Here is a 15,572-nt window from a genome sequence, read left to right on the forward strand (position 1 = left end):
TGGCGCGCCTCTCGATGTGGCCTCCGTCCGTATTCACCGCATCCAATCTCCGGTCCTCATGGCCTGGTTTCGCAAGCCCAAGACGCGCCTGCAGGCGGCCGACCGCCGCGACCTGCCCGGCGAGCTGTGGGAAAAGTGCCCCAACTGCAACGACATCCTCTACACCCAGAAGCTCAAGGAAAACTGGAACGTCTGCCCCAGCTGCGCCTTTCACCTGCGGCTTTCGGCCGACGGGTACGTGTCGCTGCTGATCGACGAGGGCACGTTCACCGAGTTCGACGCCGACCTGCGCTCGGCCGACCCGCTGGGTTTCGTGGACCTGAAACCCTACCGCGACCGGCTGATCGCGGCCGAGCGCAAGAGCACCCATGGCGACGCGGTGCTCACCGGCGACGGCGAGCTGGACGCGGTTCCCGTTTCCATCGGCGTGATGGACTTTTCGTTCATCGGCGGGTCGATGGGCTCCGTGGTGGGCGAAAAGCTGGCGCGCGCGGGGCTGCGGGCGCTGGAGGGGCGCAAGCCGCTGATCATCATCTCGCAGTCGGGCGGGGCGCGGATGATGGAGGGGATCTTCAGCCTGATGCAGATGGCCAAGACCTCGGCCGTCCTCGCGCAGCTCCACGAGGAGGGGCTGCCCTACGTGTCGATCCTGACGGACCCCACCACCGGCGGCGTGACGGCTTCGTACGCCATGCTGGGCGACATCAACGTGGCCGAACCCAACGCGCTGATCGGCTTCGCGGGCCCGCGGGTGATCGAGCAGACCATCAAGCAGGAGCTGCCCGAAGGCTTCCAGCGCTCCGAGTTCCTGCTGGAGTTCGGCATGCTCGACGACATCATCGACCGCCGCAAGATGAAGCCGTACGTGTCGCGGATGCTGCGGCACATGATGGGGCTGCCGGCGTCGGAGGCGGCGCGGGCCTGGGAAGCGGCGTGACGTCCGACGATCCCGCGGCCTGGCTCTTCGCCCGCACCTCGGGCGGCATCCGCTGGGGGCTGGAACGGACGGAAGAACTGCTCGCCGGTGCGGACCATCCGCACCGGCGATTCGCTTCCCTGCACGTGGCGGGCACCAACGGCAAGGGTTCGGTATCGGCGCTGTGCGAGTCCGCCCTCCGCGCCGCGCACCCGGGGCGGACGGTCGGCCTATACACCTCGCCGCACCTGGTTTCGTTCCGCGAGCGGATCCGGATCGCCGGGCGCCCGGTGGACGCGGACCTCCTTGCGGCGTGCGAGGCCCGGCTCCGTCCCGCCATCGAGCGGACGGAGGCCACCTTCTTCGAGGCCACCACGGCGCTCACCTTCCTCTGCTTCGCCGAGGCGGGCGTGGACCTGGCCGTGGTCGAAGTTGGGCTTGGCGGGCGGCTGGATTCCACGAACGTGATCGACCCCCTCGCCGTCGCCGCCACCAACGTGGCGCGCGACCACACGGAGTACCTGGGCGAGTCGCTGGAGGAGATCGCGGCGGAGAAGGCGGGTGTCTTCAAGCCCGGTGTCCCCGCGATTACGGCGGAGACCGCGCCGGGGCCGCTGGACGTCCTGCGCCGGCGCGCGGTGGAAGTCGGCGCGCCGCTGACGGAGCTGGACCGCGTGGCGCGCATCGGCGAGGTCGATCTCTCGCTCGAAGGAACGCGATTCCGGCTGGATTCGGAGCGCTGGGGGAGCCACGAGGTACGCATTCCGCTGATCGGGGCGCATCAAGCGCGAAATGCGGCACTCGCGGCGGAGCTGCTGGGCCTCCTGCCCGATGACGTCCGTCCTGGATGGGAGGCGATCGAGCGGGGGTTCGCGGAGGTGCGCTGGGCGGGGCGGATGCAGGTGGAGCGCATCCGTGGCGGGACGTGGATCTTCGATGTGGCCCACAACCCGGCGGGCGTGCAGGCGCTCTGCGACTCACTGGACGCGGTCGTGTTCGACCGGCCGCTCATCGCTATCGCCGCGATTCTAGCGGACAAGGAGTGGGACGAGATGCTGCCGCCGCTGCTGGCCCGCGCGGACGCCGCCATCCTCACCACCGCGCCGACCGCGCCGGAGGGCCGGCGGTGGGACCCGGAGCACGTGGCGCGCTCGTTGGACGCGCAGATCCCCATCCGCGTGATCCCCGACCTTCCCGCCGCCCTGACGCGCGCGGAGACGATGGCGCCCTACGGAACCGTACTCGTCACCGGGTCAGTGCACACCGTCGGCGACGCGCTGGCGGCGCTCGGAATTCCGATCGTCTAGCGCCGCAGCTCCGGTGGAATTCCATCGAGAAGCCCCACTTCCAGGGCGCCCCAGAAGCCGATGAGGATGGCCTCGGCGGCGTCGTGGCGCAGCGAGGTGGGGCGGGGGGCGCCGGACCACTCTATGATGCGGCGGGCAAACGGATCGGCGCTGCTCTTGGCCTGCGCGCCGGTGCGCTGCTCGCGGCCGTACAGCAGGCGCTGCCGCCACACCTCCGCGCCGATGCGCAGGACGTCGATCGCGCGCTTCTCGGCCTCGTTCTCCCAGATGCCGGCCAGGTTGCCGCCGCCTTCCAGTATGAGCCAGCGGACCTCGGGGAGCGTGTGAAGCAGGCCGTGCACCGCGCGCCGCAGCCTCGTCGCACTGCCGAAGTTCTGCGAGCGGTACCATCGCAGCCGTCCATCATCCCCGTACAGCGCCAGCCCCGTCCGGAGCCCCAGGTCCACCGCGAGCAGCGACATGCGCGTGTATCGGAGCAAGTCGTCTGCCTGCATTCAGCTGCCAAGGCGGAACCCGGGCGTGATGGTGATGCGATCCGGCCCGTTGGCGAGCTCCAGCCGGCCGGCGCGGCTCTCGATGTAGATCATCAGGTTGGTTCCGCCGGGGAGTGCGGCGGATGGGGCGAGGATGGCGCGGTGGTCGTCGTCGATGATCGCGCGCGCCGCGAGTCCCCGGCAGCGCGCGAGGTCGTACGGATCGTCGCTCCCCAGCGCCGCGGCACTGAGGCCGTAGCGGCGGAGCGTGGCAGGGCAGGTGAGGTCGAGAACGGGGCCGACGGACACGTCGATGGACACGAGGTCGCGTCGCAAAGCCCCGGCTCCATAGGCAGTTACGTGCTTCTCGAACTCCGCGATGGCCGTCTCTGGCGTGAAAGATGTGTATAAACAAGGAAGGCGGGGCCGCCGGCTATTCCAGCGACCCCGCCCGGCTTTCAAGATCCACCCCAGATGCAGTGGCTCGGCGCCGACAGGGACGTGTCTCCAGACACGCCGCGTCACTCTCATATCACACGTACGCTCCAGACTCGATCGTCGCGAGGAGTTCGATCACGGACTCGATGGCACCGGTTCGCAGAAGAGAGGCCGGCGTGCGGCCCCGAAGCGCGGGGACCGATGAATGCAGCCACTCGGCGGCAGCCGCCTCGGTGCCGAACACCGCCGTGAGCAGGTGCCGCAGCTCACGAAGGGTTTCCAGCCGGTCGCGGGCAGCGCCGCGAGGGGTGAACTTGCACGTTCTCCAGCGACGCACCGTACGCTCCGTGGTCTTGAGGGCAACGCCGATTTCGCCGTAGTTCAAAGCCAGCGCGGAATGCGCCCAGTCGATCACATCCGCCGCTGCCCGCCGCTCCGTCTGCACAAGACTCATCATCAACCCTCCGGGTGTGGCAACTACCGGACGCAATGTACATCGGCGCGGTTGTCCGATCAAGTGTCCTATGATTTGTCCGGTGCGAGTGCACACTGGACGGCGCCGCGCCGTTTGGCCGGTTGCTCCGTGCGGCCTTGCGAAGATACATTCTCCGGCTATGTCGAACTCCAACTTTCAGGCGCTGCCCGGGTTCCGGGACTTCTATCCCGACGATCTCACTATCCGCACGCACATCATGGCGGCGTGGCGCGAGGTGGCGCGCCGCTACGGGTTTCAGGAATACGACGGGCCTCCGCTGGAGCCGCTGGAGCTGTACACGGAAAAGTCGGGGCCCGAGATCGTCAAACAGCTGTACGACTTCGTCGACAAGGGTGATCGTCACGTGGCGCTGCGCCCGGAGATGACGCCCACCCTGGCGCGCATGGCCGGCGCGCGGGCGGGTGGAATGCGCAAGCCCATCAAGTGGTTCTCGCTGCCGCAGCTGTTCCGCTACGAGCGGGCCCAGCGCGGGCGTCTTCGCGAGCACTTCCAGCTGAACTTCGACATCCTGGGCGAGGAAGACGTTGCCGCCGACGCCGAGCTGCTGGCCGCCGCCATCGACATCCTGCGCGTGCTGGGGCTCACCGCCGACGATTTTGTGGCCCGCATCTCCGACCGCAGGCTGCTGCGCGCGCTGCTCCTGCACGCGGGAACGCCCGAGGACCAGCTGATCCTGGTCTACAACATCGTCGACAAGCTGGAGCGCGATCCGCGCGAGGTGATCGCGAAGCGGCTGACGGGCGAGGCGGGGCTGAGCGACGAGGCGGCGGAACGCGTGCTCGACATCTTCCGCTACACCGACTTTGACGCGGTGCGCCAGGCGTACGGGTCTACCGAGGGCGTAGGGCCCGAGATCGAGCGGATGGGCCAGTTCTTCGGGGCGCTGCGGGCGATGGGGCTGGGCGACTACGTGCGCTTCGACCTGTCGATCGTGCGCGGGCTGGCGTACTACACGGGGATCGTCTTCGAGCTGTTCGACACGCGCGGCGAGCTGCGCGCCATCTGCGGCGGCGGCCGCTACGACAACCTGCTCAAGCAGATCGCGGGCGTAGACCTGCCGGCGCTCGGCTTCGGGATGGGCGACGTGGTGCTCAAGGAGCTGCTGACCGACCGCGGGCTGCTGCCGTCGACCAAGCAGAGCGTGGATTACTACCTGATCGCCGTCACCCCCGAGCAGCGCGACGACATGCTCGCGCTCGCGCACCGGCTGCGCGAAACGGGGGCATCGGTGGAGTACGGGCTCAAGCAGGCTGGGGTCGGCAAGCAGTTCAAGAACGCTTCCGCCGTGGGCGCGCGCCGCACGGTCGTGCTGGGGCCGGACGAGCTGGCCGACGGCGTCGCCGTCGTCAAGGAGATGGAGACCGGCCAGGAGTCGCGCGTCCCCCTCGCCGAGCTGGGCCGACCGTGACGCCCGCGCCGGCAACGTACGGCTGAGCCGGCGCGGGCTGTTCGCGCAGACAGGTGTGCGTTCAGGGAACTGGAGGGCGGGATGACGGGCACGACCAGCAGGCTCGTAACTGCGGAGGAGCTGTTCCGGATGCCGGACAGCAACACGCGCCGCGAACTGATCCGTGGAGTGATCCACGACCGGCCGCTCGCAGGGTGGCGGCATGCACGGCTCGCGAGCAACGGGCTCTTCGCCGTGGACGACCACGTGTACCGCCGCGGAATGGGCGAGGTGGTGGGTCCCGCCGGCTTCCTGTTGGAACGTGCTCCCGATACCGTTCTGGCTCCGAGTTTCGCGTTCGTCGCGGTGGGGCGTTGGACGCCGCCGGCGCGCTACGAAGACGACTTCTACTTCGAGGGCGCACCGGACCTCGCGGGCGAGGTCGCGTCCGACGCTCGTTCAGCGGCGGATATGCCGGCCCGGGTGACTCGCTGGCTGGGCGCAGGGACGCGTGTGGTGCTGGTCATCGACTATGATTGCGTGACTGCCACCGTCTATTGTTCCGGGAGCCAACCGGCCGAACTCGGTGTGGACGAGGAACTGGACCTGTCCGATCTGGTCCCCGGGATGCACGTGCCTGTACGCCACCTGTTCGAGCGCTGAGCCGAATCGGATTCCCTCGCAACTGACATCGCCGCCGCCTTCATCGGCGGCCTGACCGATACCGATCTCATGGCCAACGAAAAAGCGCTGACCACCCAGGCCGAAGACTTCAGCGCCTGGTACAACGAAGTGGTGCTCAAGGCCGAGCTGGCCGACTACTCGCCCGTGCGCGGATGCATGGTCATTCGCCCCTACGGCTACCGCCTGTGGGAGCTGATGCGCGATCGGCTGGACCTGCGCTTCCGGGAAACCGGGCACCAGAACGCCTACTTTCCGCTCTTCATCCCGCAGAGCTTCCTGGCCCGCGAGGCCGAGCACGTGGAGGGGTTCGCCAAGGAAGCGGCCATCGTCACCCACACGCGGCTCAAGGCGGTGGAGGGCGGCGGCCTGATCCCCGACCCCGACAGCAAGCTCGAGGAGCCGCTCATCGTGCGGCCCACGTCGGAAACGATCATCTACGAGATGTTCAGCAAGTGGGTGCAGAGCTACCGCGACCTGCCGCTGCTGTACAACCAGTGGGCGAACGTCGTGCGGTGGGAAATGCGCACGCGCCTGTTCCTGCGCACCACCGAGTTCCTGTGGCAGGAGGGCCACACCGCGCACGCCACGCACGACGAGGCCGAGGCCGAGACGCTGCAGATGCTGGGCGTGTACCGCGAGTTCATGGAAGGTTGGCTCGCCATGCCCGTGGTGACGGGGCAGAAGAGCGAGTCCGAGAAGTTCGCCGGCGCGCTGCGCACCTACACGTGCGAGGCGATGATGGGCGACAACAAGGCGCTGCAGAACGGCACCTCGCACAACCTGGGGCAGAACTTCGCGAAGCAGTTCGCCCTGAAGTTCGCCAGCGAGAGCGGCGCCGAGGAGTTCGCCTGGAACACGTCGTGGGGCGCCAGCACGCGCATGGTGGGCGGGCTGGTGATGACGCACGGCGACGACGCGGGGCTGGTGATGCCCCCGCGCGTGGCGCCCATCCAGGTGGTGATCGTTCCCATCTACCGCAAGGACGACGAGCGCGAGCTGGTGCTGGGCAAGGCGCGCGAGATCGTCGCCGCGCTGGCGGGCATCCGCACGCACGTGGACGACCGCGACAAGCTCACGCCGGGCGCCAAGTTCTTCGAGTGGGAGATGAAGGGCGTGCCCTTCCGCATCGAGGTGGGCCCCAAGGACATCGCCAAGGGCCAGGTGGTGCTGGCGCGGCGCATTCCCGAAGGCGAGCAGCGCAAGGAGTTCCTTCCCGAGGCGGAAGTGCTGGCGTCGATGGCGCAGCGTCTGGACGACTACCAGGCGTTCCTGCTGGAGCGCGCCCGCGTACGCCGCGACGCCAACTCGCACCGGGGCGTGGACTCGTACGAGCGCTTCCGCGAGATCATGGACGGCCCGGGCGGGTTCGTCTACGCGGGCTGGTGCGGCTCGGGCGAGTGCGAAGAAAAGGTGAAGGACGAGACGAAGGCCACCATCCGCTGCCTGCCCTTCGAGGAGTTCCGCTCCGAGGCGGCGCCCGAGGCATGCCTGGTGTGCGGCGCGGCGGCCAGCCACGAGGCGGTCTGGGCCAAGTCGTACTGACACGGTGAAGGGCCGCCCGTGGGGGCGGCCCTTTTGCTGGCGCGGCGGTCCGAGCGACAGCGTAAACAGGGGAGGAATACGATTGGAGAACATCGCTGAGCCGGTAGCGGCTGAGGCGTTCCCGCGCGTGGACGGGGTGCTGCACTGCGAGAACGTTCCCATGCAGGAGCTGGTGGCCCGCTGGGGGACGCCCCTGTACGTGTACAGCCAGAACGCCATCCGCGAACGCTTCCGCGAGCTGGACGACGCGCTGTCGCCGGTGCCCCACCTGATCGCCTATTCGGTGAAGGCCAACGGCAACCTGGCCGTTCTCCGCACCCTCGCCGCCATGGGCGCCGGTGCCGACATCGTTTCCGGCGGCGAGCTTCACCGGGCGCTACTGGCGGGCATTCCCCCGGAGCGCATCGTGTTCAGCGGGGTGGGGAAGACGGTGATCGAGCTGGCCGCCGCCCTCTCCGCCGGCATCTACGCCTTCAACGTGGAGAGCGAGGGAGAGCTCTGCGCCCTCTCGGACCTCGCCTGCGCCATGGGCACCCGCGCGCCCGTGGCCCTCCGCGTGAACCCCGACATCGACACCCCCACGCCGCACGCGTACACCCGCACCGGCCACGCGGCGACCAAGTTCGGCATCGCCGCGGCGCGGGCGCGCACGCTGTACAGCATCGCCGCCAAGATGCCGGGCGTGCGGGTGCGAGGAATCGACGTCCACATCGGCTCCCAGATCCTGGAGGTGGGTCCCTTTCGCCAGGCGCTGGACTACGTGCTGGACCTGGCGCACGAGCTGAAGCGCGAAGAGGTGGAGCTGGAGTTCCTGGACCTGGGCGGCGGGCTGGGAATCAGCTACGAGGGCGGGCCGCGGATCTCCGCCGCGGAGTGGGCGGACGAGATCGTTCCTGCCGTCGGCGCCACGGGGCTGAAGCTGGTGGTGGAGCCCGGGCGCTTCCTGGTGGGCGAATCGGGCGCGCTGCTGACGCGGGTGCTGTACGTCAAGGAAGGCGGCGGCAAGCGCTTCGTGATCACCGACGCGGGGATGAACGACCTGCTGCGCCCCAGCCACTACTCGGGGTGGCACGCCGTGGAGCCGGTGGAGCCGCACGGCCGCGCCCGGGGCCACGTGGACGTGGTGGGCCCCATCTGCGAGACGGGCGACTTCCTGGCGCTGGACCGCGAGATGGAGGTGCCCAGGCCTGGCGAGCTGCTGTCGATCATGACGGTGGGCGCGTACGGCTTCTCCATGTCCAGCCAGTACAACCAGCGCCCGCGCCCCGCCGAGGTGATGGTGGACGGGGCTGAGGCCACGCTGGTCCGCCGCCGCGAAACGGTGGACGACCTGGTCGCGGCCGAGATGGACCTCTGATCTCGCCGTCAGCCGCACACGAAAGCGCCTCCGGGACCGATGCCCCGGAGGCGCTTTTCTCTTCGTGTGGACCAGCGTCAGCGCCGCGAGTCGAGGTACGCGGCGGGGCGCAGCACCAGGATGCCGCAGAGCTGCTGGCCGTACCACACGCCAAAGTGCGCCTGGTCGCCCGTGATCAGGTGGGTGGCGCCGCTGATGACCGCCGCCGCCAGGATGGGCCGGTCCTTGTCGGGGAGGATCACGTCGCGCGGCAGCGCCCACGTTCCCCGCTCGTGCACGATGCGCAGCCCGCCCGTGAGCACGTCCAGCCACTCCACCTGCTCGGCGTGCGCCAGGTTCCGGCGCGCCTCCTCGATGGCGTACGCCGAGGTGACCAGCTCCACGCCGGGCAGAGACCAGAACCGCGCCAGTCGTGACTCGGGCCGGTACGCGGCCGAAAACAGCACGTTGGCGTCCAGGAACAGGACGTCCACGCCTCAGGACGAGGGCTGCTCGTGCGGGATGCCGTCGGGGTCCAGCCCCATGCGGCGCACCTCGGCGGCGGCCCAGCGGTACTCGTCGGCCCCGATGGCGTTGTTGAGCAGGAACTCGGCCTTGCGCTGGAGCGTGTACCGCTCAAACGGAAGAACCACGGCTGGCTTGAGCATGATGCCCTCCTCTGTGGGCTCGGCGATGAGGGTGGCGCCTTCTTCGAGGCCGTACTGGCGGCGAAGCGCGGCCGGAAGCACGATCGCGCCCCGCTTGCCTACCTTGATGGATTCCGACTGTGCCACGGTGTAGCTCCTGCAGAATGTATGAAGATCAGAAAATCTGCAAGGGGCAGGAGGTGGGCGCAATGGTCTTGGTACCACCTCTGGCGCGGAGGGAGCGGAAATGTGCTGCAGGTGGCGTCAGCCGTGAGTGTTCGCGCCAAAGAAGAACGCCTCCGGGACCCGAGGTCCCAGAGGCGTCTTGGTCATCCTTCGTCCGGCTTTGCTCAGTCGGCGGCGGCGGCCAGGCGCTGGCGTTCGGCGGCGGCGCCCTCGCGGTCGAACCGGTCCACCGTCGCCGCGAGCGAGCCCGGCGGCGCCGCGCGCCTGGACTCGGGCGCGGTCTCGCGGGCGAAGGCCCCGGCGATCTGCCCGTAGTTGGAGTTGGGGTGCCAGAGGATCCAGTCCTCCAGCCCCAGCTCGTACACGGCGCGCATCTGGTCGCGCGCCTGCTGCGGGCCGTAGCGGAAGCCGCGGTCGTTCCAGGTGGCGGTGAACGCCTGCAGCCAGGGAACGATGCGGGCCGGCTGAATCCCGGCCTCCTTCAGCCGCTGGTTGCGGATGACGCCCATTCCCACCGAGTGCAGCACCGTCTGGTACGGCATGCGGTTGGGACGGGCGATGCCGGCCAGGTGCGTGGGAAAGTAGTGCGAGGGGTAGACCATCGGCAGCACGCCGTCGACCGTGGCAGAGATGCGCTCCCACTGCTGCCCGATCCCCACGTCGCGCGACTCGTTCATCGACAGGCCGAACACGTCCGCCGTGATCGTGGCCCCCAGCGGGTGGATGCGCGCGCGCGCGGCGGCCAGGAACCCCGCGATGGCGTCCGTACGGTCGCCGGTGCTGTCGGCCGCCGGATGCACCTGCAGCGGAAGGCTGCGGTACTGCTCGGGGAAGCGCACGTAGTCGAACTGCACCTCGCGGAAGCCGGCGCGCACCGCCTCTTCGGCGATGGCGATGTTCATCTCCCACACGCCGCGCTCCCAGGGGCTGACCCAGGTGAGGTCCTGGTGGTCGCGCCACGGCTCTCCCGCCGGGGTGCGGATGGACCACTGGGGGCGAACGCGCGACAGGCGCCGGTCCTTGAACACCACCACGCGGGCGATGGGATGGATGCCGTGCGCCCGCAGCGTGTCGGCGACCGCCTTCAGGTCGCGCACGGGAATGCTCCCCGGGTGCGTGGCCTCCATGGCCAGCGGGATGCCGCTGTGGTAGCGCACCCCGTCCTCGTCCTTGACGTCGACGACGAAGGCGTTGATCTCGGTGCTGTCGGCCAGGGCCAGCAGCTCGGCGCGGCGCACCGGGTTGCCCATGGCGTACGAGCTCACGTAGATGCCGCGGATGATGGGCGGCATCGCTTCGCGCGGGGCCGGCGGCGCGGGCGCGGGCTGCCGCGTCGGCGGCGTTTCGGCCGCCAGCCGGCTGGCCAGCCCCACCTCGCGGATGGCGTTCTGTTCGAGGGCGTCGCAGCTCGCGGAGGCGAGCGCGGAAAGGACGAGGAACGGCGCGGCGGTACGGCGACCCACAAACCACATTGTCGATACCACGGAGCAGAAGCGCGGACGTGCGGCGGGGCCGGGGGAGCCCCGCTCAGGGACGGACAGTGGCGAAAACCGGGACCAGGATGAGCGTCGGCGGGCGCCCCGGAGAGGCCCTTCGCGACGCAAACGGATGGTGGCGATCCGCCGATGAAAAAGCACCGCAGAAAGGGTGCCGAGTTTACTCCCGGAAACGCCCCACCGCAAGGCAGATCGCGGGCCCGAACCCTACTCGCCGCGGATGGCCGGGGCGCGGCGGCTGCGGACCAGGTCGCGCGCCAGGTGCGGCAGCAGGAACCACGGCTCCACCAGGTACCGCCGCCAGACGCGGCCCGGCTGCGTGCAGAGGCGGTAGAACCATTCCAGCCCCAGCTGCCCCACCCACCGCGGCGCGTAGGGAAGCTCGCCGGAAAGCTGGTCCATCAGTGCGCCCAGGTCGAAGATGGCGGCCGGGGGGAGCGCGTCGAGGTTGTCGACGATCCACTGCTCCTGCAGGGGCATGCCCATGCACACCCCCACCAGGTGAGGGCGGAAGGCGCGGATGCGCGCGAGCACCGCCTCGTTCTCGCGGCTCCCCGGGCGGGTGTCGAAGTAGCCGTGGTGCGTTTCCAGCTTCAGCTCCGGATACCGCTCGCGGAACGTCTGCGCCGCCTTCGGCTCGATCTCGGGGCTGCTGCCCAGGAAAAAGACCCGCCACCCGCGCTGGCTGGCCCGCTCCAGCAGCGGCGGCATCCAGTCCAGGGGCGAGTTCCGGTGCTTGCGGCGGGCGGGGTACCCCAGCATCCGCGCCACCCACACCAGCGGCATCCCGTCCACGAACGTCACCCGCGACTCGGCGAAGAAGCGGCGCATGCGCGCGTCGCGGTGGTACAGGTAGACGCTGTGCAGGTTGTGCCCGCCGACCACCCGGCGCTCGCCCGCCTCCACGGCGCGCTCGATCTCGTCGAGCAGCCCGGGGCGGTCGACCAGGTTCAACCGCACGCCCAGCATCTCGTAGCTCTGCGGCTGGAGAGGCGGCTGCGCCGGCGGGGTACCACCAGGGTGCATCGGAGGTCGCGCATGGGATGAGGGGCGTGCCTGCCGGGCGGCCCGCGCCGCCCGCACTCGCCCACGCGGACGGGCAAGTTCCGTGCTCCGGCCCGTCGTAGCACACGGGGGCAGATGGCCTGAACCTTGCCATCACCGGTTCTGTACCCCGTGGGCACACCCGTTTGTCGGCGCGGAGCACAACGCCTGTGTTCCCAGCCGGTTGCGGTACGCCCGCCGCTATGCCGCAGGTGATCCCAATGTTGCATTCATTCTCCCCCGGCGCCAGGCCCGCCCTGGCGGCCCTGCTGGCCATGGCCGCCCTTTCCGGGTGCGAGCTGCTGGGTGACTCCACCGGAGCCAAGCCGCCCACGGCGCAGGCCGAGTGCGACGGGACGGGCAAGGTGACGCTGGACGGCGAGCAGCTGCCGGCCGCGCCCAACGGCTTCGTCGCCGTGGGCAACAAGCTCCTGAGCGTCACGGACTGCCGCCCGACGCGCTTCGTGGGCGTATCGCGGCCGTCGCTTTCGTTCAGCACGGGCGGCGGGCGGCTGGGCGTCGACTCCATGGCGGCCAACGACTTCGCCGCCATCCGCTCGTGGGGCGCCAACACGGTGCGCATCGAGGTGGCGCAGTACTACTACGTGCCCACGGCCCGCAGCTACGACCCCGGCTACCCGGCGCGGGTGGAGCGGGTCGTCAAGCGGGCGCGCGCCGCGGGGCTGTACGTGATCGTCACGCTGCAGGCCAGCGATCGCGGCATCGCCGACTATGACCCGGTGGGCAACACGCACCAGCCCATGCCCGACCGCAACCACTCCATCCCGTTCTGGACGGACCTGGGCAACCGGTTCAAGAACGACGGCGGCGTGCTGTTCGACCTGTTCAGCGAGCCGTATCCGCGGGGCGGGTCCAACGGGTTCAACAACTGGGAGATGTGGCAGAAGGGCGGGCTGCACGCGGCGGACAACACCTACGACCCGCGGCCAGCGTTCCAGGCGGTGGGAATGCAGGAGATGTACGACGTGGTGCGCGCCACGGGCGCCCAGAACGTGGTGATCATCGCCGGGACCAACTGGGGATACAACCTTTCCGGGGTTCCCAGCCACCGCATCAAGGGCCACAACATCGCGTACTCGCCGCATCCCTGGAACCATCCGGACTACCCGACCGCGAACCAGCCGTCGTCGTGGGAAAGCGACTGGGCGTTCCTGGCCAAGACGGACCCCCTGATCGCCACCGAGTTCGGCACGCTGGATTGCAAGGAGCCGTACGTCCGCGCCATGCTGGACCGGGCCGACGCGCTGGGGATGGGATGGATCGCCTGGTCGTGGAGCGCGCCCTCGACGGGTGATTCCACGCGGCAGGAGACGGCCGAGGACCCGATCTGCTCGCGGTCGCTCCTGGTGCTGGACTGGAAGGGCACCCCCACCAAGGTGGGGGCGCTGATCAAGCAGCGGCTGGCCAGCTACTGAGCATGCCGCCGCTGAGCGACGACACGGTCCTGCTGTTCTACGCGGGGCCGCCGGAAACCGACCGCTGGGTGAAGGGCGACCGCTACCTGAAGCCCATGGTGAGGCCGCTGTACCGCGCGCTCACCGGCCGGCAGAAGGTGTCGGGATTCCAAGTGGCGTTCGAGGGGCTGGTGCGGGCGCTGCGGCGGCGGGGGCTGGACGTGCGCGTGAACGACCGCGCCCTGGCCCTGCGCCACCCCGAGCACCCGGTGGGCGTGGCGGGGTATCCGCAGATCCTGGACGGCTGGAGGCTTCCCAACCCGGCGGTGCTGGGCCCGGGGCTCCTGGACCACCCCAGCCTGGCGCCGCGGCTGATGGACGACCCGCGGTTCCGTTCGTACATCGTGCCCTGCGGCTGGATGGACGAGATGTTCCGTCCGTACTACGGCGGCAAGGTGGTGCTGTGGTTCTCGGGGCTGGACACGTCGGAGTGGCGGGACACGCGCGGGCAGGAAAAGACCACCGACATCCTGGTCTACGACAAGATCCGCTGGGACCGGGACCGCCTGGTTCCGGAGCTGCTGGACCCGGTGCTCGCCGCGATGGAGCGGCGCGGGCTGCGGGTGGAGGTGCTGCGCTACCGCTTTCACGACCACGCGGCCTACCAGGCCGCGCTGGGGCGTTCGCGCGGAATGCTCTTCCTGTGCGAGCACGAGACGCAGGGGCTGGCCTACCAGGAGGCGATGGCCTCCAACGTCCCGATCCTGGCCTGGGACAACGGCTTCTGGCTGGACCCCAACCGCCCCCGGTGGGAGGAGCACCCCGTCCCGGCGTCGTCGGTGCCGTACTTTGCCCCGGAGTGCGGGGAAAAATTCCGCGACGTGGGCGACTTCGAGCCCGCGCTGGACCGCTTCGTGGCCGGCCTGGACCGCTACACGCCCCGGGACTACGTCACCCGCGAGCTGTCGCTGGAGCGCTCGGCCGACCTGTACATGCGGCACTACCGCGCCGCGGCGGCGCGCGAGCCCGTGGCGGCCGGCGCCTGAGCCGTGGCCGCGACCGCGACGGCGGCCCCGCCGGCGACGCCGCACCAGGCGTTCCGCGCCATCCGCTACTTCGACACGCTGGACGGCCTTCGCGCGCTGGCCATCCTCTTCGTCATCGGCCACCACGCGCTGGGGCTGAAGAGCCGCGTCTTCGGCTACCCCATCCACTTCGCCCTTTTCTTCGCCATCAGCGGCTTCCTCATCACCACGCTGCTGCTGCGCGAGCGCGAAAAGTACGGCGACATCTCGCCGCGCCGCTTCTTCATCCGCCGGGCCATCCGCCTGTACCCGCTGTACTACGCCGTGCTGGCCATGTACGTGGTGCTGGTGTGGACGATGGAGTCCGGCACCGAGGCCGGCGCCGCGTTCTGGCGCAACCTTCCCGCGTACCTGACGTTCACCGCCAACTGGTTCGTATCGCTGGACGCCAGCCGGGTGATCTTCTACTTCGCCTGGTCGCTGGCCGCGCAGGAGCAGTTCTACCTGGTGTGGCCTTGGATCGTCAAGAAGGCGCGCCGGAAGTGGGTGCCCGCGGCGTTCCTGGCGGTGGTGTTCGCGGTGGACCTGCTGCTGGAAAAGCTGATCGGCGCGGGGGTGCTGCGGATGGGCGGTACGTGGGCGCGCGTCGTCACCAGCCCGTCGGCGCCCATCCTGGTGGGGTGCGCCCTGGCGTACGCCCTGCACTGGGCGCAGGGGTTCAACGCCGTGTACGCGGTGCTGGGGCGGCGGTGGAGCCTGCCGGCGGCGTTCGTGGCCATGTCGGCGGCGTACGCGCTGAAGGTGCCCAACCCGTGGATGACGCTGCTGATCGCCGCCGTGGTCGGCGCGGGGTGCATCCGGCCGGATGCGGCGCTCAAGGGGGCGCTCAGCAACCGGGTGCTGGCCTACCTGGGCTCCATCTCCTACGGGCTGTACCTGATGCACATGCTGGCCATCAACGTTACGCGGCGCCTGCCCCTTTCCGGGTGGGGGATGTACCTGGTGGCGGTGTCCATCAGCATCGTGGCGGCCTCGGTGAGCTACCGCTACTTCGAGACGCCGCTGCAGGCGTTCAAGGACCGTTTCGCCGGCCGCCGCCCGGCGCCGGGCTGGCAGAACCCGGCGGGACCCGCCGTCGTCCCCGCCGCTCCGGCGGGGGACGGCACCGCCGCGGCGTAGC

Annotated in this window: 16 protein-coding genes; 9 read left to right on the top strand and 7 right to left on the bottom strand. The window is 69.8% G+C overall.

Annotation, left to right across the window (positions count from 1 at the left end; all coding sequences use genetic code 11):
- Nucleotides 1-58: 58 nt before the first annotated feature.
- Entirely contained in the window at nucleotides 59-937 is an 879-nt protein-coding gene (accD, locus tag VGB24_RS12935; protein ID WP_331073363.1) for an acetyl-CoA carboxylase, carboxyltransferase subunit beta, read from the top strand.
- Nucleotides 934-2,223 carry a folylpolyglutamate synthase/dihydrofolate synthase family protein gene (locus tag VGB24_RS12940; RefSeq protein ID WP_331073364.1) on the top strand — a complete coding sequence of 430 codons (1,290 nt, stop codon included), beginning with the start codon at nucleotides 934-936 and terminating at the stop codon, nucleotides 2,221-2,223. The genes accD and VGB24_RS12940 overlap by 4 nt, the downstream gene beginning before the upstream one ends.
- On the opposite strand, the gene VGB24_RS12945 is transcribed toward VGB24_RS12940, so the two are convergent.
- Genes VGB24_RS12945 through VGB24_RS12955 form a run of 3 tightly spaced genes read right to left on the bottom strand, consistent with a single transcriptional unit; the run spans nucleotide 2,220 to nucleotide 3,579 of the window.
- Entirely contained in the window at nucleotides 2,220-2,684 is a 465-nt protein-coding gene (locus tag VGB24_RS12945) for a hypothetical protein (RefSeq protein ID WP_331073365.1), read from the bottom strand. The genes VGB24_RS12940 and VGB24_RS12945 overlap by 4 nt on opposite strands.
- 33 nt (nucleotides 2,685-2,717) lie before the next feature.
- On the bottom strand, nucleotides 2,718-3,227 hold the full coding sequence (locus tag VGB24_RS12950) for an RES family NAD+ phosphorylase (RefSeq protein ID WP_331073366.1): 510 nt from the start codon (nucleotides 3,225-3,227) through the stop codon (nucleotides 2,718-2,720).
- 1 nt (nucleotide 3,228) lies between these two features.
- Nucleotides 3,229-3,579: an antitoxin Xre/MbcA/ParS toxin-binding domain-containing protein gene (locus VGB24_RS12955; protein WP_331073367.1), complete on the bottom strand. Its 351-nt coding sequence runs from the start codon at nucleotides 3,577-3,579 to the stop codon at nucleotides 3,229-3,231.
- 169 nt (nucleotides 3,580-3,748) lie between these two features.
- On the opposite strand from VGB24_RS12955, the gene hisS reads away from it, so the two are divergent.
- From hisS to lysA, 4 genes are all read left to right on the top strand, one after another.
- The gene (gene hisS, locus VGB24_RS12960; protein ID WP_331073368.1) at nucleotides 3,749-5,038 is read left to right on the top strand and encodes a histidine--tRNA ligase; all 1,290 of its coding nucleotides are present in this window, start codon (nucleotides 3,749-3,751) and stop codon (nucleotides 5,036-5,038) included.
- 81 nt (nucleotides 5,039-5,119) lie between these two features.
- Nucleotides 5,120-5,680: a Uma2 family endonuclease gene (locus VGB24_RS12965; RefSeq protein WP_331073369.1), complete on the top strand. Its 561-nt coding sequence runs from the start codon at nucleotides 5,120-5,122 to the stop codon at nucleotides 5,678-5,680.
- Nucleotides 5,681-5,749: 69 nt separating this feature from the next.
- Complete coding sequence (gene proS / locus VGB24_RS12970) at nucleotides 5,750-7,243, top strand: proline--tRNA ligase (RefSeq protein WP_331073370.1); 1,494 nt, start codon at nucleotides 5,750-5,752, stop codon at nucleotides 7,241-7,243.
- An 82-nt stretch (nucleotides 7,244-7,325) separates the two neighbouring features.
- Nucleotides 7,326-8,600 (top strand): diaminopimelate decarboxylase, encoded by a 1,275-nt coding sequence (gene lysA, locus VGB24_RS12975; RefSeq protein WP_331073371.1) that lies wholly within the window; start codon nucleotides 7,326-7,328, stop codon nucleotides 8,598-8,600.
- A gap of 77 nt (nucleotides 8,601-8,677) precedes the next feature.
- On the opposite strand, the gene VGB24_RS12980 is transcribed toward lysA, so the two are convergent.
- The 4 genes from VGB24_RS12980 to VGB24_RS12995 form a co-directional block, all read right to left on the bottom strand.
- Complete coding sequence (locus tag VGB24_RS12980) at nucleotides 8,678-9,073, bottom strand: hypothetical protein (protein WP_331073372.1); 396 nt, start codon at nucleotides 9,071-9,073, stop codon at nucleotides 8,678-8,680.
- Nucleotides 9,074-9,076: 3 nt separating this feature from the next.
- Nucleotides 9,077-9,373: an AbrB/MazE/SpoVT family DNA-binding domain-containing protein gene (locus tag VGB24_RS12985; RefSeq protein WP_331024042.1), complete on the bottom strand. Its 297-nt coding sequence runs from the start codon at nucleotides 9,371-9,373 to the stop codon at nucleotides 9,077-9,079.
- Between the two features lie 203 nt (nucleotides 9,374-9,576).
- Nucleotides 9,577-10,875 (bottom strand): putative glycoside hydrolase, encoded by a 1,299-nt coding sequence (locus tag VGB24_RS12990; RefSeq protein ID WP_331073373.1) that lies wholly within the window; start codon nucleotides 10,873-10,875, stop codon nucleotides 9,577-9,579.
- Nucleotides 10,876-11,115: 240 nt separating this feature from the next.
- A complete protein-coding gene (locus VGB24_RS12995) occupies nucleotides 11,116-11,934 on the bottom strand; it encodes a WecB/TagA/CpsF family glycosyltransferase (protein ID WP_331073374.1) in 819 nt (272 codons plus the stop codon).
- A gap of 239 nt (nucleotides 11,935-12,173) precedes the next feature.
- Between VGB24_RS12995 and VGB24_RS13000 the strand changes: the two genes are divergently transcribed.
- Genes VGB24_RS13000 through VGB24_RS13010 form a run of 3 tightly spaced genes read left to right on the top strand, consistent with a single transcriptional unit; the run spans nucleotide 12,174 to nucleotide 15,571 of the window.
- Nucleotides 12,174-13,388, top strand: coding sequence for a glycoside hydrolase family 5 protein (locus tag VGB24_RS13000; protein WP_331073375.1), 1,215 nt, complete (start codon nucleotides 12,174-12,176; stop codon nucleotides 13,386-13,388).
- 2 nt (nucleotides 13,389-13,390) lie between these two features.
- Entirely contained in the window at nucleotides 13,391-14,413 is a 1,023-nt protein-coding gene (locus tag VGB24_RS13005; protein ID WP_331073376.1) for a hypothetical protein, read from the top strand.
- Between the two features lie 3 nt (nucleotides 14,414-14,416).
- Nucleotides 14,417-15,571, top strand: a complete 1,155-nt coding sequence (locus VGB24_RS13010) for an acyltransferase (protein WP_331073377.1) — start codon at nucleotides 14,417-14,419, stop codon at nucleotides 15,569-15,571.
- Nucleotide 15,572: the final 1 nt, after the last annotated feature.

Origin of the sequence: Longimicrobium sp., from assembly GCF_036399935.1 — a bacterium.
GTDB lineage: Bacteria > Gemmatimonadota > Gemmatimonadetes > Longimicrobiales > Longimicrobiaceae > Longimicrobium.